This window comes from Herbaspirillum rubrisubalbicans (genome assembly GCF_003719195.1).
Lineage (GTDB): Bacteria > Pseudomonadota > Gammaproteobacteria > Burkholderiales > Burkholderiaceae_D > Herbaspirillum > Herbaspirillum rubrisubalbicans.
In genome coordinates, this window is record NZ_CP024996.1 from 5063322 (window position 1) to 5083711 (window position 20390).

Annotated in this window: 18 protein-coding genes, 1 tRNA gene and 1 pseudogene; 8 read left to right on the top strand and 12 right to left on the bottom strand. The window is 60.1% G+C overall.

From position 1 onward, the window contains the following. Positions 1 to 177: 177 nt before the first annotated feature. Together RC54_RS22575 and RC54_RS22580 are read left to right on the top strand one after the other, a co-directional pair. Positions 178 to 933, top strand: coding sequence for a FadR/GntR family transcriptional regulator (locus RC54_RS22575; RefSeq protein ID WP_061789413.1), 756 nt, complete (start codon positions 178 to 180; stop codon positions 931 to 933). Positions 934 to 1062: 129 nt separating this feature from the next. Next, positions 1063 to 1989: a recombination-associated protein RdgC gene (locus RC54_RS22580; RefSeq protein WP_058897015.1), complete on the top strand. Its 927-nt coding sequence runs from the start codon at positions 1063 to 1065 to the stop codon at positions 1987 to 1989. A 67-nt stretch (positions 1990 to 2056) separates the two neighbouring features. Here RC54_RS22580 and lhgO read toward each other — a convergent pair whose 3' ends face one another. Both lhgO and RC54_RS22590 read right to left on the bottom strand, forming a co-directional pair. Next, positions 2057 to 3265: an L-2-hydroxyglutarate oxidase gene (gene lhgO, locus RC54_RS22585; RefSeq protein WP_061789412.1), complete on the bottom strand. Its 1209-nt coding sequence runs from the start codon at positions 3263 to 3265 to the stop codon at positions 2057 to 2059. Then, on the bottom strand, positions 3262 to 3903 hold the full coding sequence (locus tag RC54_RS22590; protein ID WP_058897017.1) for a TetR/AcrR family transcriptional regulator: 642 nt from the start codon (positions 3901 to 3903) through the stop codon (positions 3262 to 3264). The genes lhgO and RC54_RS22590 overlap by 4 nt, the downstream gene beginning before the upstream one ends. A 230-nt stretch (positions 3904 to 4133) precedes the next feature. Here RC54_RS22590 and fusA point away from each other — a divergent pair, with 230 nt between their 5' ends. Then, positions 4134 to 6239: an elongation factor G gene (fusA, locus tag RC54_RS22595; RefSeq protein ID WP_061789411.1), complete on the top strand. Its 2106-nt coding sequence runs from the start codon at positions 4134 to 4136 to the stop codon at positions 6237 to 6239. A 130-nt stretch (positions 6240 to 6369) separates the two neighbouring features. Here fusA and RC54_RS22600 read toward each other — a convergent pair. The 7 genes and pseudogenes from RC54_RS22600 to rpmH form a co-directional block, all read right to left on the bottom strand. Then, a tRNA-Asp gene (locus tag RC54_RS22600) sits at positions 6370 to 6446 on the bottom strand. A gap of 110 nt (positions 6447 to 6556) precedes the next feature. Continuing rightward, complete coding sequence (locus tag RC54_RS22605; RefSeq protein ID WP_058897019.1) at positions 6557 to 7150, bottom strand: nitroreductase family protein; 594 nt, start codon at positions 7148 to 7150, stop codon at positions 6557 to 6559. Between the two features lie 306 nt (positions 7151 to 7456). Then, the gene (gene mnmE / locus RC54_RS22610; RefSeq protein ID WP_058897022.1) at positions 7457 to 8857 is read right to left on the bottom strand and encodes a tRNA uridine-5-carboxymethylaminomethyl(34) synthesis GTPase MnmE; all 1401 of its coding nucleotides are present in this window, start codon (positions 8855 to 8857) and stop codon (positions 7457 to 7459) included. Positions 8858 to 9006: 149 nt separating this feature from the next. Beyond that, positions 9007 to 10707, bottom strand: a complete 1701-nt coding sequence (gene yidC / locus RC54_RS22615) for a membrane protein insertase YidC (protein WP_058897023.1) — start codon at positions 10705 to 10707, stop codon at positions 9007 to 9009. Between the two features lie 148 nt (positions 10708 to 10855). After that, positions 10856 to 11089 (bottom strand): annotated as a pseudogene (gene yidD / locus RC54_RS26020) (membrane protein insertion efficiency factor YidD); the annotation flags it as partial. A gap of 18 nt (positions 11090 to 11107) precedes the next feature. Further along, positions 11108 to 11521, bottom strand: a complete 414-nt coding sequence (rnpA, locus tag RC54_RS22625; RefSeq protein WP_082686117.1) for a ribonuclease P protein component — start codon at positions 11519 to 11521, stop codon at positions 11108 to 11110. Between the two features lie 26 nt (positions 11522 to 11547). Next, positions 11548 to 11685: a 50S ribosomal protein L34 gene (gene rpmH, locus RC54_RS22630; RefSeq protein ID WP_006461360.1), complete on the bottom strand. Its 138-nt coding sequence runs from the start codon at positions 11683 to 11685 to the stop codon at positions 11548 to 11550. 492 nt (positions 11686 to 12177) lie between these two features. Between rpmH and RC54_RS25510 the strand changes: the two genes are divergently transcribed. From RC54_RS25510 to RC54_RS22650, 5 genes are all read left to right on the top strand, one after another. Beyond that, on the top strand, positions 12178 to 12549 hold the full coding sequence (locus RC54_RS25510) for a hypothetical protein (protein ID WP_156481284.1): 372 nt from the start codon (positions 12178 to 12180) through the stop codon (positions 12547 to 12549). Positions 12550 to 12905: 356 nt separating this feature from the next. Next, positions 12906 to 14828 carry a PrkA family serine protein kinase gene (locus RC54_RS22635; protein WP_008332931.1) on the top strand — a complete coding sequence of 641 codons (1923 nt, stop codon included), beginning with the start codon at positions 12906 to 12908 and terminating at the stop codon, positions 14826 to 14828. Between the two features lie 102 nt (positions 14829 to 14930). Then, positions 14931 to 16199 (top strand): YeaH/YhbH family protein, encoded by a 1269-nt coding sequence (locus tag RC54_RS22640; protein WP_061789410.1) that lies wholly within the window; start codon positions 14931 to 14933, stop codon positions 16197 to 16199. Continuing rightward, positions 16196 to 17725, top strand: coding sequence for a SpoVR family protein (locus tag RC54_RS22645; protein ID WP_061789409.1), 1530 nt, complete (start codon positions 16196 to 16198; stop codon positions 17723 to 17725). The genes RC54_RS22640 and RC54_RS22645 overlap by 4 nt, the downstream gene beginning before the upstream one ends. Before the next feature lie 22 nt (positions 17726 to 17747). Further along, positions 17748 to 18401, top strand: a complete 654-nt coding sequence (locus RC54_RS22650; RefSeq protein ID WP_061789408.1) for an LON peptidase substrate-binding domain-containing protein — start codon at positions 17748 to 17750, stop codon at positions 18399 to 18401. 59 nt (positions 18402 to 18460) lie between these two features. Here the strand turns inward: RC54_RS22650 and RC54_RS22655 are convergent, their stop codons facing one another. The 3 genes from RC54_RS22655 to RC54_RS22660 all read right to left on the bottom strand — a co-directional run bounded on the left by RC54_RS22655 (position 18461) and on the right by RC54_RS22660 (position 20344). Then, positions 18461 to 19150 (bottom strand): MarC family protein, encoded by a 690-nt coding sequence (locus RC54_RS22655; RefSeq protein WP_044530983.1) that lies wholly within the window; start codon positions 19148 to 19150, stop codon positions 18461 to 18463. Positions 19151 to 19348: 198 nt separating this feature from the next. Continuing rightward, on the bottom strand, positions 19349 to 19909 hold the full coding sequence (locus tag RC54_RS25515) for a hypothetical protein (RefSeq protein ID WP_156481283.1): 561 nt from the start codon (positions 19907 to 19909) through the stop codon (positions 19349 to 19351). Positions 19910 to 20047: 138 nt separating this feature from the next. Then, complete coding sequence (locus RC54_RS22660) at positions 20048 to 20344, bottom strand: hypothetical protein (RefSeq protein WP_061789407.1); 297 nt, start codon at positions 20342 to 20344, stop codon at positions 20048 to 20050. Positions 20345 to 20390: the final 46 nt, after the last annotated feature.

The window sequence follows — 20390 nt, forward strand, 5'->3', positions numbered from 1 at the left end:
GCACCCTGCAAAAAGATTCTTCATCGAATTTTTTTAAGTAATCTCACAGATTTTTCTATGCGCCTCGCCACGCCATTCAAACGAAAAATGACATGCTAGAATCGCGCCCTGATATCTGACCTCTCCCCTCCAGGCCGAGCCGATCCGCCCGGCTTTCGATAGCAAGGAAGAACAACAATGACAGCCCGCATTCCAGCCTATCGACTCGCCCAGGCACAAATCAAACGCTTCATCGAAGAACGCGGCCTCACGCTGGGCGACGCCCTGCCGCCCGAGGGAATGCTGGCCGAGGAACTCGGCATGAGCCGCCCCTCGCTGCGGGAGGCGGTCAAGAGTCTGGAGTCGCTGGGCATCCTGGAATCGCGCCACGGCGAAGGCATCTATGTCAAAGGCTTTTCCTTCGACACCATCCTCGACAACCTGCCCTACGCCTTCGCCGCTGATGGCAAGCAATTGCGCGAACTGTTGCAGGTACGCGCCGCCATCGAGACCGGCGCCGCGCCGGCCATCCTGCAGCACATGTCGGCGGCCCAGCTCAAGACCCTGCGCCAGCAGGCCGATCACATGCTGGTGCTGGCGCGCTCGGGGGAAGAGGTCGGCGAAGAAGACCGCCAGTTCCAGGCCACCCTGTATGGCTGCCTGGACAACGCCTTCCTGAGCACACTCACCGACCTGCTCTGGCGCATGTTCCATCGCATGGGCGAAGCCCGCCTGGCGCTCGATGGCCGCCTGGCCGAAGCCACCGCACGGGATCGCATCCAGCTCGCCAATATGATCGAGGCCAAGGATCTGGAGGGGCTATTGCAAGCCTGCGAGAAACACTTCCAGCGTCTGCTGGCCCAGCTGGAGGTGTCGCCAGCGCAGCCCGGTGACAAGCCAGGCAAAGCCGGCAAGCGCGCGGCAAGCGCCAGCAGCGGCCAACAGCAAAACTGAGGCACTCAAGCAAGCTCATCATTGGCAGCAAGCTTCGCAGGATTTACAGCAGGAGATGAACAATCCGACATCGCTTGTCCCAGGTCGGACGTGTAGAATCTCCCTTTTTGCCCCCTGCCCCGGAAGCTTATGTGGTTTAAGAATCTACAGATCTATCGTCTGCCCGCACCGTGGGCGATCACCGCCGACGAACTCGAATCCCATCTCGCACCGCAGGCCTTCACCGCCTGCTCCAGCCTGGACATGCAAAGCCAGGGCTGGGTGCCGCCGCGCAACAATGACAAGCTGGTGCACGTGGTCAATCGCCAGCTGCTGATGAAGCTCGATACCGAGAAGAAACTCTTGCCCTCCACCGTCATCAACCAGGTCACCAAGGCCCGTGCCGCCGAACTGGAAGAACAGCAAGGTTTCCCGCCCGGTCGCAAGCAGACCAAGGAATTGAAGGAACAAGTCACCGATGAACTGCTGCCGCGCGCCTTCTCGGTGGTGCGTAGCACCTGGGTCTGGATCGACCCGGTCAATGGCTGGCTGCTGGTCGATGCCGGCTCGCCGGCCAAGGCCGAGGAAGTCTTGAAGCTGCTGTTCAAGGCCATCCCCAAGTTCCCGCTGGAAACGCTGCGTACCGTCATGTCGCCGGCTGCGGCCATGACCGACTGGCTGGCCAGCGACGAAGCCCCCAACGGCTTCACCGTGGACCAGGATACCGAGCTGCGCTCCACCGCCGAGAGCAAGGCCACGGTGCGCTACGTGCGCCACACGCTGGAGGCCGAAGACATCCGCCGCCACATCGAATCCGGCAAGCAATGCACGCGTCTGGCGCTGACCTGGGCCGACAAGGTGTCCTTCGTGCTGACCGAGAACCTGTCGGTCAAACGCATCGCGCCGCTGGACGTGCTCAAGGAAGACAGCGAGATCGCCGGCAAGAACGATGATGAACGCTTCGATGGCGACTTCATGCTCATGGCCGGCGAACTGGCCAAGCTGCTCTCGGCGCTGGTCGATGCATTGGGTGGTCAACTGAAGGAAAACGACGGCACGCTGGCGCGCGCGGCGTAACTGGCACTGCCGTATGAAGAAAAACGCCGCGATGGGCAATCCATCGCGGCGTTTTTTTCATATTGCGCTACGCTGGACTGACCAGTTGGCGCACGATGTGCTCACCAATGGCCAGCGAGGAGGTCGCCCCCGGTGAGGGTGCGTTACGGATGTGGGTGACGCGGCGGCTCTGGCGGATCACGAAGTCGTCCACCAGACGCCCATCGCGCTCCATGGCCTGCGCGCGAATGCCGCGTACCGCCGGGGTAACGCTCACCTCGGCCAGCGAGGGCACGTAGCGCGCCGCTTCGCGCACGAATACCTTGGCGCTGAGGACGGTCTTGAGCTCGCGCAGCGTCGCCGGCACATTGCGGCCGGCGAATTTCCAGAAACCCGGATAACCCAGGTAGTCGGCAATATCACGCAGGCTGAAACAATCGCCCAGGTAGTTTTCGCGGCCCAGCGAGATGAAGGCATTGGGACCGATCGTCATCTGGCCATCAATGCGCTTGGTGAAATGCACCCCCAGGAAGGGGAAACGCGGATCGGGCACGGGATAGATCAGGCCCTTGACGTGTGTCTTGAAGGCTTCGTCGATGACGTAGTACTGCCCGAAGAAAGGCACGATGCGCGGGGTGGCGCTGTCGCCCGAGTGCTGTGCCAGGCGGTCTGATTGCAGGCCACTGCAGGCGATGGCCGCGTCGAAGGCCTGCGCGTGCAGCTCGCCGGACTGCAGTTCAATATGCACCTGCTCACCCCGTTCGACAATGCGGCGCACCGCGGCATTGAGGCGGATAGTGCCACCGCGCTCCTCGATCTCCTGCGCCATGCGCTGGGCAATGCGGCCATAGCTGACGATGGCCGTGCGCGGCGAATACAGAGCCCGCAGGCCGACGCAGTTGGGTTCGATCTCGCGCAGGCGACCGGCATCGATCATTTCCACATCCGGCACGCCATTGGCCAAGGCCTTGCGGTAGATGGCTTCCAGCCGCGGCAACTCCTCTTGGGTGAGCGCCACCACCACCTTGCCGCATTCGTCATAGGGCAGCGCGTTCTGTTGGCAATAGGACTGGACCAGTTGCACTCCGCGCCGGCACAGTGTGGCTTTCAGGCCGCCCGGTTCATAGTAGAGCCCGGCATGGACCACGCCGGAATTATGGCTGGATTGGTGGCGGGCCACCGCATCTTCCTTCTCGAAGACGGTGACCTCGACATCGGGACGATCCAGCAACAACTGACGGGCCACGGCCAGGCCGTTGATGCCGCCACCGATGATGGCATAGCGCAGGGGTCTCATGAGCTTGGTATTGATCCTGAAAGTACGCTTTCCAACGGTAGCATCGCGGGCTGCAGGGTCGCGGCCAGGCGCGCGCTGGAGACGCCATCGCGTGCGCCCAGCGCCAAGCCATTGAGAAAGCTGGTGTAGAAATCCCCCAGGGCGGTGACATCGGCATCGGCCCGGATCTCGCCTTCGCGCTGGGCCTGCAGCAGGCGCGCGCGGATTTCGTTGCGGCGCTTGTGGCGACGTTGCGAGAGCGCATCACTGTGCTCGCTGTTCTCGGGCGCACAGTTGATGGCCGAGACCACCACCATGCAACCCTTGCCGACCGGCAAGCCGGGCAGCGTGGTCTTGCCGGAATACATGCGCACGCTGGCGCGCAGCATGGCCAGCAGATCCTGGTAAATGCCTTTGCCTGCCTGCAACAGGCGCAAGGGCTCGGCGCTGACGGTGCGCGCATAGACCTCCACGACTTCACGAAAGAGCGCATCCTTGTCGCCAAAGGCGGCATAGAGACTGGGCGCCTTCACCCCGATGGCCGCAGTCAGGTCGGCCATGGTGGTGCCTTCGTAGCCCTTGCTCCAGAACACTTGCATGGCCTGATGCAGCGCCTGTTCACGGTCGAAGCTGCGCGGGCGGCCGCGGGTTTTTATCATCGGTTTCCTTTGCAGGGTATTACCCCTGGCGGTAATGGTATTGCCTGGCAGTGTAGTTTATTTTAATCAGCGTTACAAAAATAAATCACCAGCCCTTGAACTTTGGTCGCGACGTTCCTATTATCTAATGCTCGTTACATAAATAAATGGTGACGAGCCACATCATTCATCAAAGATTAACCCGGCAATACAGAACCCAGCATTTGACGGCACCATCGAAAGGACATGCCATGAGCCGCAAGACCCGAATAGAAAACTACCGCAACATCGGTATCAGCGCGCATATCGACGCGGGCAAGACCACGACCACCGAGCGCATTCTTTTTTATACGGGTGTGAACCACAAGATCGGTGAAGTGCATAACGGTGCGGCCACCATGGACTGGATGGAGCAGGAGCAGGAACGCGGCATCACCATCACCTCGGCGGCCACCACGGCCTTCTGGAAAGGCATGGCCGGCAATTATCCCGAGCATCGCATCAACATCATCGACACCCCCGGTCACGTGGACTTCACCATCGAGGTGGAGCGCTCCATGCGCGTGCTCGATGGCGCGGTGATGGTGTATGACTCGGTGGGCGGCGTGCAGCCGCAGTCCGAGACCGTCTGGCGCCAGGCCAACAAGTACAAGGTGCCGCGCATTGCCTTCGTCAACAAGATGGACCGCGTCGGCGCCGACTTCTTCCGCGTGCAGAAGCAGATCGAGGAACGCCTCAAGGGTCGTGCCGTTCCCATCCAGATTCCGGTGGGCGCGGAAGACCATTTCTCGGGCGTGATCGACCTGGTCAAGATGAAGGCCATCATCTGGGATGAGGCCAGCCAGGGCGTGCTGTTCAAGTACGAAGACATCCCGCTGGAGCTGGAGGACACCGCACGCCAATGGCGCGACCACATGGTCGAGCAGGCCGCCGAAGCCAATGAGGAACTGCTGGAGAAATATCTCTCCGGCAATCCCCTGACCGAAGACGACATCAAGCGCGGCCTGCGCCTGCGCACGGTGGCCAACGAGATCGTGCCGATGCTGGCCGGTTCCGCCTTCAAGAACAAGGGCGTGCAAGCCATGCTGGATGCGGTGATCGATTACCTGCCGTCACCCGTGGACGTGCCAGCCATTGCCGGGCATGGCGAGGACGATAGCGAGATCGAGCGCCATCCTTCGGATGAAGAACCGTTCTCGGCGCTGGCCTTCAAGATCATGACCGATCCCTTCGTGGGTCAGTTGACCTTCTTCCGCGTGTATTCCGGCATCGTCAATTCGGGCGACACGGTCTACAACCCGGTCAAGGGCAAGAAGGAACGCCTGGGCCGCATCCTGCAGATGCACGCCAACGAGCGCAAGGAGATCAAGGAAGTGTTCGCTGGCGACATCGCTGCGGCCGTGGGTCTGAAGGATGTGACTACTGGCGACACGCTGTCGGACCCGGAGCATCCCATTATCCTGGAACGCATGATCTTCCCCGAGCCGGTGATCTCGCAGGCAGTGGAGCCCAAGACCAAGGCCGACCAGGAAAAGATGGGCATCGCCTTGAATCGCCTGGCACAGGAAGATCCGTCCTTCCGCGTACATACCGATGAGGAATCAGGCCAGACCATCATGTCGGGCATGGGCGAGCTGCACCTGGAAATTCTGGTCGACCGGATGAAGCGCGAGTTCAACGTCGAGGCCACGGTCGGCAAGCCGCAGGTGGCCTATCGTGAAGCGATCCGCAAGGCCGTGGAAGATGTGGAAGGCAAGTTCGTCAAGCAGTCTGGCGGGCGTGGGCAGTATGGTCACGTGGTGATCAAGCTGGAACCGCAACCGGCCGGCAAGGGCTATGAATTCGTCGATGCCATCAAGGGTGGCGTGGTACCGCGCGAATTCATCCCGGCCGTGGACAAGGGCATCCAGGAATCGCTCAAGGCGGGCGTGCTGGCCGGTTACCCGGTGGTCGATGTGAAGGCGACGTTGACCTTCGGTTCATACCACGACGTGGACTCCAACGAAAACGCCTTCCGCATGGCCGGCTCGATGGCCTTCAAGGAAGCGATGAAGCGTGCCGGCCCGATGCTCTTGGAGCCGATGATGCAGGTCGAGGTGGAAACGCCCGAGGAATTCATGGGCAACGTGATGGGCGACCTGTCCTCGCGGCGCGGGATGGTGCAGGGCATGGAAGACATGGTGGGCGGCGGCAAGCTGGTGCGCGCCGAAGTGCCGCTGTCGGAAATGTTCGGCTACTCGACCACGCTGCGCTCGCTGTCACAGGGGCGGGCGACCTACTCGATGGAGTTCAAGCACTATGCCGAGGCACCGCGGCAGGTGGTGGAGCAGTTGTCGGGGAGTAAGGCGAAGGGTTGACCTTCGCTGGCCTCAGCGTGACGAAGCCGATGTATCTTGCGATGCATCGGCTTTTTTTCAGCTAGGCAGATGAGAGAAAACAAAGCGCAAAAACAAAAACGCCCCATTCTTTCGAATGAGGCGTTTTATTTGGCGGAGCGGACGGGGCTCGAACCCGCGACCCCCGGCGTGACAGGCCGGTATTCTAACCAACTGAACTACCACTCCTAAAACCGTTTCAGCCGTCCTTGCTTGCTGAAAGATCGCTATTATAGGAGAGACTTTTTCAAAAAGCCAGGCCTTTTTTAGAAAATTGCGAAATTTTTTACGACCCGGCTTCAGGCCTTGAATTTGCCCTCGAACGCCAGCTTGGACAGCGGCTCGCGCGGGCTCGGTACTTCACGCGCCTGCAGGCCTTCGGGCAGGGTCGACTTGTCGCCCAGCTTGCCTACCACCACCATGGCTTCCACCGAGAATTCGGCCGGCACATTCAGTTCGGTACGGGCGCGCTCCTTGTCGAAGCCGGCCATGCCGTGGGCGTGCCAACCGGACAGCGAAGCTTGCAGGGCCAGGTAGCCCCAGGCCGAGCCGGTGTCGAAGGAATGGGTCGGGGCCGGCACGGCTTCCGTGGCGCCCGGGGGGACCATCACGGTGCGCGAGAGCACCACGATCAGGGCCGAGGCGTTGGCGCACCAGCTGCGGTTGAATTCATTCAACAGGCCCAGCAGGCTATCCCAGGCCGGGGTGCCGCGACGCGCATAGACGAAGCGCCAGGGTTGGGCATTGTAGGCCGAAGGCGCCCAGCGGGCGGCTTCCAGGAAGGTCAGCACGGTCTCTTCGGAAATCTCGGCGGCGCTGTAGGCGCGCGGGGACCAGCGGTTCAGGAATTGCGGATCGATGGGATAGTCGGCATTGCGTGGATTGGCAGACATGTTCTTGTTCCTTTGCAGAGGGTTGAAGGACGATTCAGACAGCCGGCATCTTAGCAGCGCCCTCTTTTTCCTGCAGAGCAGTGGCACACAGCCATAAAAAAACCCGCGCACCTTGCGGCGGCGGGTTAAATCCAATTCTCAGGGGTGATGAATTGGAGGGGGAGGAACTTCAGAATAACGATGCTCCTCTTTCACCTCCAAGCTTTTTACACGCTGTAACATCCGTTGCAATTGAGCAGTGGAACTTAGGGAATCTGTCAGGAATGAAGACCACGCAGCCACGCCGTCTTCACCTCACTGCCGAGCTTACTTGCCGATACAGAAGCGCGAGAAGATCACCCCCAGCAAATCATCCGACGTGAACTTGCCGGTGATGCTGGAGAGCCGCTCCTGCGCCAGGCGCAGCTCTTCGGCAAACAGATCCAGTGCATGGTCGCCGGCTTCATTGTCCAGCGCGGCATGAGCAGCAGCATGGGCCAGATGCTCATCGGCCGCCTTCAATGCCAGCAGGTGCCGCTCGCGGGCAAGATAGCGCGACTCCACCGTCTGCTGCCAACCGGCGATGCGCAACAGCTCGGCACGCAGCAGGTCCACGCCCTGCCCTTCGGCCGCCGACAGATAGACATGGGTGGCGTCGGACATCTTGTCCACGGCCGGCTTGTGCCCGGAACGGTCGATCTTGTTCCAGATGCGGATGATGGGCACGCCATCGGGGAAGCGCGCGGTGATCTTTTCATCTTCCAGGGTCGGGCCGCGATCAGCGTCCAGCATATGCAGGATGACGTCGGCCTTGGCCACCTCGGCCCAGGTACGCTCGATGCCGATGCGTTCGACTTCATCCGGGCCACTACCATCCTCGCCCGCTTCGCGAATGCCGGCGGTGTCGATGATGTTCAGGGGCATCCCTTCGATCTGGATGGTCTGGGTGACCTTGTCGCGGGTGGTGCCGGCAATGGGGGTGACGATGGCCACGTCCGAGCCGGCCAGCACGTTCAGCAGCGAAGACTTGCCTACGTTGGGCTTGCCGGCCAGCACGGCATTGAGGCCGTCGCGCAGCAGCGCACCTTGCGCGGCGTGCTTGAAGACGTCTTCCAGCGTACTGCGGATGGTGGCGAGCTGGCCACGGGCATCGCTCTGCTGCAAGAAATCGATTTCCTCTTCGGGGAAGTCCAGCGTGGCTTCCACCAACATACGCAGGCGCGTGACCTGGTCCACCAGTTCATGGATCACCTTGGAGAAGGCCCCCGAGAGCGATTCGGAAGCCGACTTGGCCGCCGCCTCAGTGGTGGCTTCGATCAGGTCGGCCACGGCCTCGGCCTGGGCCAGGTCGATCTTGTCGTTCAAGAAGGCACGCTGGGTGAATTCACCCGGCTCGGCCAGGCGCAAGCCGATCTCGCTACCGGCCTGCACGCAGCGCGCCAGCAGCATCTGCATCACCACCGGGCCACCATGGCCCTGCAGTTCCAGCACGTCTTCGCCGGTGTAGGAATGCGGACCAGGGAAATAGATGGCCAGGCCCTGGTCGATGACGCTGCCGTCTTCATTCTGGAACGGCAGGTAGGTGGCATGGCGCGGCGCGAGGCTCTCACGCCCGCATACGGCACGCATCACCGGCGTCAGGTTGCGGCCGGAAATGCGCACCACACCAATGCCGCCGCGTCCGGGTGCGGTGGCGATGGCGGCGATAGGAGAAGAATCTAAAGTCATCTGCGAATACTTGTTGTTGTGTTGAACTGAGCCCGCGGCATCCCCCTCGGAGCAACGGCTTTGACAATGTTAACCCCGCTGGCACAGTAGGACCGAAAAAAAACCCGTGGATTCCACGGGTTTTTTCTTGGATAGCTGACCAGAATCACTTACTTGGTCTTGCCGCTCTCGATGTTGCGGGTGATCACCCATTGCTGGGCGATAGACAGGATGTTGTTGGTCACCCAGTACAGCACCAGGCCGGACGGGAAGAAGAAGAACATCACCGAGAACACCAGCGGCATGAACATCATCACCTTGGCCTGCACCGGATCGGGCGGGGTCGGGTTGAGCTTGGTCTGCAGGAACATCGAGGCCGCCATGATGATGGGCAGCAAGCCGATAGGCATGTTGAAGTAAGGCAGCGTGCCGAACAGACGATCCGGTGCCGTCAGGTCATGCACCCAGCCCAGCCACGGTGCGCCGCGCATTTCCACCGAAGCCAGCAGCACCGAGTACAGCGAGATGAACACCGGGATCTGGATCACGATAGGCAGACAGCCGCCCAGCGGGTTGATCTTCTCGGTCTTGTAGAGCGCCATCATCTCGCGATTCATGGCCTGCGGATCGTTCTTGTGGCGTTCGCGGATGGCTTGCATCTTGGGCGAGACCGCCTTCATCTTGGCCATGCTGCGGTAGCTGGCGGCCGACAACGGGAAGAACACCAGCTTGATCAGCACAGTCAGCAGGATGATGGTCCAGCCCCAGTTGCCCACCAGGTTGTGGATGTGGGTCATCAGCCAGAAGATGGGCTCGGCGATCACGGTCAGGTGGCCGTAGTCACGCACCAAGTCCAGGCCCGGGGCAATCGCTTGCAGGGTCTTGGAGACGGTGGGACCGGAATACAGCTGGCTGTCCATGGTCACGCTGGCGTTGGGCGCCACCGTGCCCAGCGGCAGAATGGAACCGATCGCATACAGGTTGTCGCCAACCTTCTTGCTGAAGATGTCGCGCTCGGCCTTCTGGGGCGGGATAAAGGCCGACACGAAGTAGTGCTGCACCATGGCGATCCAGCCGTTGTCGGCCTTGTTCACGTGCTGCTGCTTGCCGTTGGCGATCTTTTCGAAGTCCAGCTTTTCGAAGTGTTCGGCATCGCTATAGACGGCCGGGCCGGTGAAGGTGCTGTAGAAGTGCGATTCGCCACCGGGCTTGTTGCCGTCGCGCACCAGTTGCAGGTACAGCGAAGGATTGATCGGCGCACCGGTGGTGTTGGTCACCGTGTGCTTGACGTCAATCAGGTAGCTGTCGCGCTTGAAGGTGTAGGTCTTGGTCAGCTTCACGCCGCCCTGCTCGGCCACCAGCACCAGTTGCACTTCATTGCCGTTGTCCAGCGTGCGCGGACCCGGCTGGGCGGTGAAGATGGTCTTGTGGTTGGGGAAGGGACCGCCGATCAAGCCCGATTCGGCCAGGTACATGTGGCCCGGTTCGGAGTCGAACAGCACAACGTTCTTGGTCGGATCGACCACGTCGGGTTCCTTCAACAGTTCCAGGCGCTTCAATTCACCGCCCACGGTATCGATGCTGGCCTTGACCAGGTCGGTGGTGATGGTGATGGTTTCGCCCTTGGTGGCAGCGGCAACCTCAGCACCCGGCACGGCGCCAGGGGCCGGCGCCGGCGTGCCAGCCTGCGGGACCGGGGAACCGGTCGGGCTGGCGGTGGGCGAGGCCGGATTGGCGGCGGCTTGCTCCTGAGTCGAAGTGGCCGACGGGAAGAACATCGACTGATGTCCGTTATGGCGCATCCAGCTATCCCAGAGCAGCAGCAGGGAGAAGGAGAATACAACCCACAGGACGGTACGTTTGATATCCATATGCGTATTGATGAGTTCAGGAGTGGCTGCAACCGTCAGCGGCCACAGGGGGAGAAACCCGCGCAGCCGAGGGCTGCGGCGAAGTAGAGGGGGAGTCAGATACACACCCGGAAGCGGACCCGGCAGAGGTAGATGAAGACGCTTGCATCGCCTGCGCACGCGCCTGCTCCGAGCCGGGCACGAAGTCCAGGCCACCGGGATGCCAGGGATGACACTTGCACAGGCGCTTGCCGGCCAACAGGCTGCCCTTGAGCGCGCCATGCAGGCGCACCGCCTCGGCAGCGTAGTCGGAACAGCTGGGATAGAAACGGCAATTCTGCCCCAGGAAAGGGCTCACTCCCAGCTTGTAGGCACGTAACAGCAGGAGCAGAGGCGTCTTCATCACTTCCGGTTTTCCTGGCTATTTCCTGGCGAACGCAGCCGCGCTCGGCAGGAAGGCGAACAATTGCGTCAGTTCGGCACGCAGCATGGCCTTGACGACCGCACTGCGGGCCGGATCTTTCCTGGTATTGACCGGGCGCGACAGGCGCACGATGCAGTCCACGGCAGGCAGTTGCGCCTGACGAAACAGCTCGCGCGTGGCCCGTTTGATCGTGTTGCGGGTCACCGCACGCGGCGCCAGCCGCTTGGCCGCCACCACGCCCAGACGGGCTTGCGACAGACTGTTGCGGCGGGCGTACAACACGAAATGCTCGGTACGATACACGGGGCGCAAACGAAAAACGGATGAAAACTCATCCGTTTTAACGATTCGCCGATCGCGTGGGAAGTCGCCTGCTTGACGTGCTGGAAGCGGTGAACGGACGTCCGTCACACGAAACGGCAGCGCAAAGCCCCGGCTTAAACTGCAGCCAGACGCTTGCGGCCCTTGGCGCGACGGGCGTTGATCACGGCACGGCCGCCACGGGTGGCCATACGGGCACGGAAACCATGGGTACGCTTGCGACGCACGACGGAAGGTTGGTAAGTACGTTTCATGTTGGACTCGCTAAGTTGGGCTGCCTTGGAGCAAACAGCAAAAATAAATCGGAATTCTGGAACCGCTTTCGGTGTGCCTGTTCCGCATCACCGATGCCCTGCCGCCCACCAAGCCGGCAGCCCCTGCATCGCTGACACCATTAACTCTGTTGGCCTCTGCCGCCTCCCGGTGGACAACCTGGGCAATACCCTGGGTAATCGTCCGGTGGGCAACTGAAACAGCACTGCGACGGCACCGCGCGCAATTCTTCAGATGGTGAACCCTGAATTAGACTGCATTTTCTACTTAGCTGTCAATGACTTATGCGCTTTTACCCCCCACGCCGAGAGGCTGACGGCCGAGTTTGTACCGGGAGCGTGGCGGAATTGCAAAAATGGGCGGAAACAGCCCCTATGAAGTTGCTTGCAGGACATCACTCGGGATTCAGCACAAGCCTTCACATCATGCTATTCCGGTATGCAAAAAAACGGGACAACCCATGCGCGCCACGCATGAACAAATCCGTAAATCATCTAAAGCATTTTTGCAGCGCTGCTGAACGTCCTTGCACGCCAGTCGGGGTGAGGCGGATCAGCAACAGAGAGGCAGCGCAATCGCCCCGGTTACAAAAAAGATGCTTTACCTTGGCTGTACCCTGCAATATGTCAACCATGGCTGGCACGATTCCAGCTATAAGGGGATATGAAGTAAAGAGATCGGTGCGCGGGACACGCGAATTGCACCGGCAGGAGGAGAACGGCAGCATTGGCAAGACCAGTCTTTCTGGCCTGCTCAACCGCCCGACAGGCATTGTCCGCCTGTTTTCTCCCGCCGGCCATCAGGTTTTTCATGATGGCACGCTGCGCGAAAATAGCGCACCGTGAGGTCAACCGCTGAAGCGATCCGCACATTGAAAGAGCATGAAGTGAAATTCCCTTCAGGCCTCTCCGCGCAGGCGAGGAGATCGAAGCATCACCTCAATAGACGGGAAAGCGCAAAAAAATCTGGCTCTGATGAACAAAGCTGCACTATAGGGATCATCAAGCAGAAGCAAAAAAAGGACTAGAATAAAAACGCGATCTAAAAAAATCTTCACATCGCGCTGTTGATGCTACGGCTTTCAAAGAACACACCGGCAATGACGCAACACAGAGTCACCGACGCGTTCTTTGATAACCGCAGATGGCAAGTCCAGACATATGAATCTGTTTCGTACTTTTTTGAGAGCGACGGAGGTGGTATGGATATCTACAGCAGCTTTGCAAGCCGGTTCGACAAGACCAGAGAAGAAGAATTATCGCTTGAAGAGTATCTGAATCTTTGCAAGAACGACCCGGCAGTCTATGCATCGGCTGCCGAACGGATGCTGATGGCCATCGGCGAACCGGAGAAGGTCGACACCCGGGAAGATCCGCGCCTCTCGCGCATCTTTGCCAACAAGGTCATCAAGGTCTATCCCGCCTTCAAGGAATTCTATGGCGCGGAAGAAGTGATCGAGCAGGTTGTTTCGTATTTCCGCCATGCCGCGCAAGGCCTGGAAGAGAAGAAGCAGATCCTTTATCTGCTGGGCCCGGTCGGTGGCGGCAAGTCCTCCATTGCCGAGCGCTTGAAGCAGCTCATGGAGCAAGTGCCCTTCTATTCCATCAAGGGCTCGCCGGTCAACGAATCGCCGCTGGGCTTGTTCGACTATGACGAAGACGGCCCCATCCTCGAAGAGCAATACGGCATCCCGCGCCGCTATCTCAAACCCATCCTGAGCCCCTGGGCGGTCAAGCGCCTGCACGAGTACAACGGCGACATCCGCCAGTTCCGCGTGGTCAAGCGCTACCCGTCCATCCTGCGCCAGATCGGCATTTCCAAGACCGAGCCGGGCGATGAAAATAACCAGGACATTTCCACCCTGGTCGGCAAGGTCGACATCCGCAAGCTGGAACAATATTCGCAGGACGATGCCGACGCCTACAGCTATTCGGGTGGTCTGTGCCTGTCCAACCAGGGCCTGCTGGAATTCGTGGAAATGTTCAAGGCCCCCATCAAGGTGCTGCACCCGCTGTTGACGGCCACCCAGGAAGGCAACTTCAAGGGCACTGAAGGTTTCGGTGCGATCCCCTTCGATGGCGTCATCCTGGCCCACTCCAACGAATCGGAATGGAAGGCCTTCCGCAACAACAAGAACAATGAAGCGCTGCTGGACCGCATCTTCATCGTCAAGGTGCCTTACTGCCTGCGCGTGTCCGAAGAAATCAAGATCTACGAAAAGCTGATCCGCAGCTCGTCGCTGGGCAAGGCGACGTGCGCCCCCGGCACGCTGAAGATGATGGCGCAGTTCTCGGTACTGACGCGCCTGAAGGAGCCGGAAAATTCCAGCCTCTTCTCCAAGATGCAGGTCTATGACGGCGAGAATCTGAAGGATACCGACCCCAAGGCCAAGTCCTATCAGGAGTATCGCGACTATGCCGGTGTCGATGAAGGCATGAACGGCATCTCCACGCGCTTCGCCTTCAAGATCCTCTCGCGCGTGTTCAACTTTGATACCACCGAGGTAGCGGCCAATCCAGTGCACCTGATGTACGTGCTGGAACAGCAGATCGAGCGCGAGCAATTCCCGCAGGAAGTCGAGCAGAAATACCTGTCCTTCGTGAAGGACACGCTGGCCTCGCGCTATGCCGAATTCATCGGCAAGGAAATCCAGACCGCGTATCTGGAGTCGTATTCGGAATATGGCCAGAACGTCTTTGACCGTTACGTCACCTATGCCGATTTCTGGATCCAGGATCAGGAATACCGCGATCATGATACTGGCGAGAGCTTCGACCGCGCAGCCTTGAATGCCGAGCTGGAAAAGATCGAGAAGCCGGCCGGCATCAGCAACCCCAAGGACTTCCGCAACGAGATCGTCAACTTCGTGCTGCGTGCAAGGGTCAACAACGGTGGCAAGAATCCGCTGTGGACCAGCTATGAAAAACTGCGCGTGGTGATCGAGAAGAAGATGTTCTCCAACACCGAAGACCTGTTGCCGGTGATTTCCTTCAACGCCAAGGGCTCCACCGAAGAAATGCAGAAACACGAAGACTTCGTCAATCGCATGGTCAGCAAGGGATACACGCCCAAGCAGGTGCGCCTGCTGTGCGAATGGTACCTGCGCGTGCGCAAGTCCTCGTAAGCGCCGCTGTTGCGCATCGCCCGCTCCATGCATGGCGATGCGCGCGGCGACCCTTCGGCGCCGTGCGCCTGGCGCACCGCCGACCACTAGCAGGAGAACCGAGTGCTGCATCAGATCATCGACCGCAGGCTGGCTGGCAAGAACAAGAGCATCGCCAATCGGGAGCGCTTCCTGCGGCGCTTCAAGGGACATATCCAACGTTCGGTGGCCGACGCCGTGCGCGACCGGAGCATTACCGATCTGGAAAAATCGAAGAGCATCAGCATCCCGCGCAAGGATGTCTCGGAGCCCTTCTTCCATCACGGCAAGGGAGGCAAGCGCGAAGCCGTGCATCCGGGCAACCAGGATTACCTGCAGGGTGACCGTATCCCGCGCCAGAACGGTGGCAGCGGTGGCGGGGGTGGCAGCAGTGCCAGCAATGAGGGCGAAGGCCAGGATGATTTCACCTTCGAGCTGACCCGCGAAGAATTCATGCATTACTTCTTCGAGGATCTGGAACTGCCGCGCCTGGTGGAAACCAATCTGCTGCAAGTACCCAACTGGAAAAACCAGCGCGCCGGTTATTCGGTCGACGGCTCGCCCAACAACATCGACGTGGTGCGCTCGCTGCGTTCCTCCCTGGGCCGCCGCATCGCCCTGGGCGGGCCGCTGCAGCGGCAGCTCGATGCGGCCGAAGAAGCGCTGGCCGAGATGAAGCGCAAGCCCGGGGAGCACAGCGCCGATATCCCGCTGCTGGAAGAAGAGGTGAAGCACCTGCGCGCCCGCATCCTGCGCATCCCCTTCATCGACCCCTTCGACCTGCGCTATGTGAACCGGGTGCGTCAACCGCAACCGTCCAGCCGCGCGGTGATGTTCTGCGTCATGGACGTGTCGGGCTCGATGGATGAGCAGCGCAAGGATTTGTCCAAGCGCTTCTTCATCCTGCTCTATCTATTCCTGACGCGTAACTACGAGCACATCGAAGTGGTCTTCATCCGCCATCACACGCGTGCCGATGAAGTCGATGAAAACACCTTCTTCCATTCGCAGGAAAGCGGCGGCACCGTAGTCTCCAGCGCCCTGGAGCTGATGCACGACATCATCACCAAGCGCTACTCGCCCAGCGAATGGAATATCTATGGTGCGCAAGCCTCGGATGGCGACAACTGGAACGACGATTCACCCAAGTGCCGTGAACTGCTGGAGTCCTCCATCCTGCCGCTGACACGCTATTTCGCCTACATCCAGGTGGCCGAGCCGGAACAGAACCTGTGGACCGAGTACATGCAGTTGATCGAATCGCATCCGCACTTCGCCATGAAGAAGGTGCAATCGGCCGCCGAGATCTATCCGGTCTTCCGCGAACTCTTTGAAAAGCAGGTGCACGCATGAACAGCCGCTTCAAGCATGACCCGCTGCCTTGCCCCTCGGACTGGAGCTTCGAGCTCATCGAGCGCTACAACGAGGAAATCGCCAGGGTGGCCAAGGGTTACGCGCTGGACATCTACCCCATCCAGCTGGAGATCATCTCGGCCGAGCAGATGATGGATGCCTATGCCTCGCACGGGATGCCGGTCAATTATCGGCACTGGTCCTACGGCAAGCATTTCATGTTGACCGAACGCGACTACAAGCGCGGCCAGATGGGCCTGGCCTACGAGATCGTGATCAACTCGGACCCCTGCATCGCCTACCTGATGGAAGAGAACACGATGACCATGCAAGCCCTGGTCATCGCCCACGCCGCCTACGGCCACAACTCTTTCTTCAAGGGCAACTACCTGTTCCAGTTGTGGACCGACGCCAGCGCCATCATCGATTACCTGGTGTATGCCCGCAATTACATCGCCGAGTGCGAAGAACGGCACGGCTTCGAACGCGTGGAAGAATTGCTGGACTCCTGCCATGCGCTGATGAACTACGGCGTGGACCGCTACAAACGTCCGCAACGTCTCTCGCTGGCGCAGGAAAAGGCGCGCCAGCGCGAACGCGAAGCCTATATGCAATCGCAGGTCAACGAGCTGTGGCGCACCTTGCCGGCCAAGAAGGAAACGGCGGCCGCCGCTGTGGAAGGCCGCTTCCCGTCCGAGCCGCAGGAAAACCTGCTGTATTTCGCCGAGAAGAATGCGCCCCTGCTGGAGCCGTGGGAGCGCGAGGTCATCCGCATCGTGCGCAAGGTCGGCCAGTACTTCTATCCGCAGCGCCAGACCCAGGTGATGAACGAAGGCTGGGCCACCTTCTGGCATTACACCCTGTTGAATACGCTCTACGACCAGGGCCGCCTGACCGATGGCTTCATGATGGAATTCCTGCATTCGCATAGCAACGTGGTGTTCCAGCCGCCCATTACCAAACCGTATTACAACGGCATCAATCCCTATGCTCTGGGTTTCTCGATGATGAGCGACATCCGCCGCATCTGCGAACACCCCAGCGACGAAGACCGCGAGTGGTTCCCCGACATAGCCGGCAGCAACTGGCTCGATACCCTGCAGCATGTGATGCGCAACTACAAGGATGAGAGCTTCATTGCGCAATATCTCTCGCCCAAGCTCATGCGCGACATGCGCATGTTTGCCGTGCTGGACGATGAGGCACGCAGCGAGATCGAAGTCTCGGCCATCCACAATGAGCGCGGCTTCCAGTACGTGCGCCAGGCGCTCTCGCGGCAGTACGACATCAACCATCGCGAACCCAATATCCAGGTCTGGTCGGTCAACACACGCGGCAACCGCAGCCTGACGCTGCGCCATTTCCGCAGCGATGGCCGCTCGCTGGGCGACAGCACCAACGAGGTGCTGCGTCACATGGCGCGGTTGTGGCAGTTCGACGTCTATCTCGAAAGCGTGGACGACAATGGCTACATTGTGCAGCGCTATGAATGCGTGGCCGAGAACCGCTATGCGCTGCGTTCATGAGTGACTTCCTTGAGGAGTAATCATGCCTGCTGCCCCCGCCACGCCGCGCCCACCGATCTCGGCCCAGACCATCCCGCTGTTCCCGCTGGCCAGCACGCTCTTTCCGCAAGGGCGGCTGCCGCTGCAGATCTTCGAGGTGCGCTACCTGGACATGATCCGCAAGTGCATCGCCGAGGGCAGCAGCTTTGGCGTGGTGGCCCTGACGGATGGATCGGAAGTACGGCGGCCCGGCCAGACCGAGCGCTTCGTCGGCGTGGGCACGGTGGCGCGCATCCAGGAATGGAGCACGCCCTCCCCCGGCCTGATGCGCATTGCCTGTCTCGGCAGTGAACGTTTCCGTATCCTGCAGGCCGAGCAGCAAAAGCACGGGCTGTGGACGGCACAGGTGGAGATGATGGAAGCCGACCGCGCCGTGACGGTGCCCGATGAATTGCGCAATACCGCACAGGCGCTGGAGAACCTGCTGCAATCGGTACTGCGCCAAGGCTTGCCGGACAGCGAAGTGCCCATCGCCGCGCCTTACCAGCTCGATGACTGCGGCTGGGTCGCCAACCGCTGGGCCGAGATGATGCCCATTTCCGTGAACCTCAAGCAGAGCCTGCTGGCGCTGGACAATCCGCTGCTGCGGCTGGAACTGGTGCAGGATGCCTTGGATGAGCTGGGTTGGTTGAAATAGTTAGTTTTTTCCTTGCGGAAACTGACACTTCGGATTTGCGATTCTTAGTTTTTCTTCCCTCACGGCGCCACGCCACTGATTCCCGCCTCGGCCAGCAAGGCCGCCATGCCCGACCAGAAGATCTGGATCCCGATACACAGCAGGATGAAGGCCGATAGCCGCAGCACCACCATGGTGCCCAGGCGGCCCATCAGGTTGACCAGCTTGTGCGCATAGTTGTAGCAAAGGAAGATCACCAGCGCGGTCAGTGCAGCGCCCAGGGCGGCGCTACCTACCGAAATCACCCAATCCAGCAGGCGCGTGGGCGTGTTGGCGCCCAGGGTGATGGAGGCGGCGATGGTGCCAGGGCCGACGGTCAAGGGGAAGCTCATCGGATAGAAGCTGCGCGCCTTGATTTCTTCATCGGGCAGGTCTTCGTCATAGGACTTGGCCACCTGGGTGGGAATAGCGCTGTCCTGGCTATTGTCGTTCAGCAGCTTCCAGCCCGACACCGCCACCAGCAGGCCACCGCCCACCCGCACGATGGGCAGCGAGATGCCGAAGAAGGTCAGCACGTGCGAGCCGATGAAGATCGCCGCCACCAGCATGAACCAGCAATTGATGGCGACCTGGCGCGCGATGCGCTTTTCGGTGCTGCGACTGACATTGCCCAGGAGGTTGGCGAACACCGGCGCGATGCCCAGGGGATTGAGGATGGGCAGCAGCGTGACCGGGATCAGCAGGACGGCCTTGAGAAAGAGGATGAGCATGGCGCAATCAGAAAAAAACGGCATTGAACGTTGACCCGGCAGCGTAGCTGAAAGCCGCTACGCTGCCAACCACGGCCGCATCTGCCGTTGCGGCGTAGCGCGTTGCTCTCTCAGGCAGCCCGCAGGCACATTCCGCGCACCCCAAGGTTTCTTGCCAGCCGTAGTTGTCGACGAAATGCTGGACGATGGGCCGCCACTTTAGTGGCGGACATTTTGAACGTACAAAATACCGCCCCCGACAACTACCCCCAACAGGGTCATTAGCAAAGAGACCAGGCGGCGAATGTGCCTGGGACCATAGCCGTCTGCATCTGTATTAACGACAATTCCCAGGCTCGCGTATTTTTGAAGACGTGCCGCTATCAGTGAGAAGTTTGATAAAAATCGTCTACCACCGGTTACATCGCTTTCTGCAACATAAGGACTTAATCGCGTATAGACGAGCGAATTCGACCATACAATTTCGCTTCGAAAGTGCTCTAAAAGAAGCCGCAGAGAGGCCAGCAATTCCCCGTCACGCCGTATAGACCTTGCCAAAGACTCTACGCCACGGCCATAACAGCATAAGTCATCGGCGATAGTCACAATACGTATCAATTTCCATTTCTCGAATTGCAAGGGTGCCCGATGCAATATAAAGCCGATATCCAACGACACCTCTGAGATGCTCGGTATCGAAATGACGGAATTGCCTTTATCGCGTACGATTCTCACGCCGTATTCTTTGGCGAGTTCGTCAAATGGGGGCGTGACATTCATACTTTTCAAGACGCTCGCGGATTAAAGTTAAACACGTTGAAACTTGAGCGTAGATCTGCGATGCAGATAACCTACATAGAAAAACGCCATCCGGGCCACCAGGGCGCGAACGGCGTTCGGCAAGGAAAGCCGGCAGCCTCAGCCCACGTGATACAGATGCACAGGCCGGAACCCCAAGCGCTCCTTGTGACGGGCAATCTTCTGCAGCATCAGCAAACCCTCTTCATGCCCGGCCACCACCACGCGGCGTACTGCGCTGCGTACTGCGCTGCGTCCTTCGATGCCATCCCAGGCTTGGGTGAGCACCCAGTCGCCCAGCAGGTCCTGCACCAGGTCCACCGTGAAGATGGCGCGCGTCTTGCCATCGGTGAAGTGCAGGCGCGTGGCCACGGTCACGGGCAGTGCATGGGTGACGTGGTCAGCGGAATCAATCATGGCAAAAAGCGGGGCTACAGAACGGCGGGCGTGGATGATAGCAGGA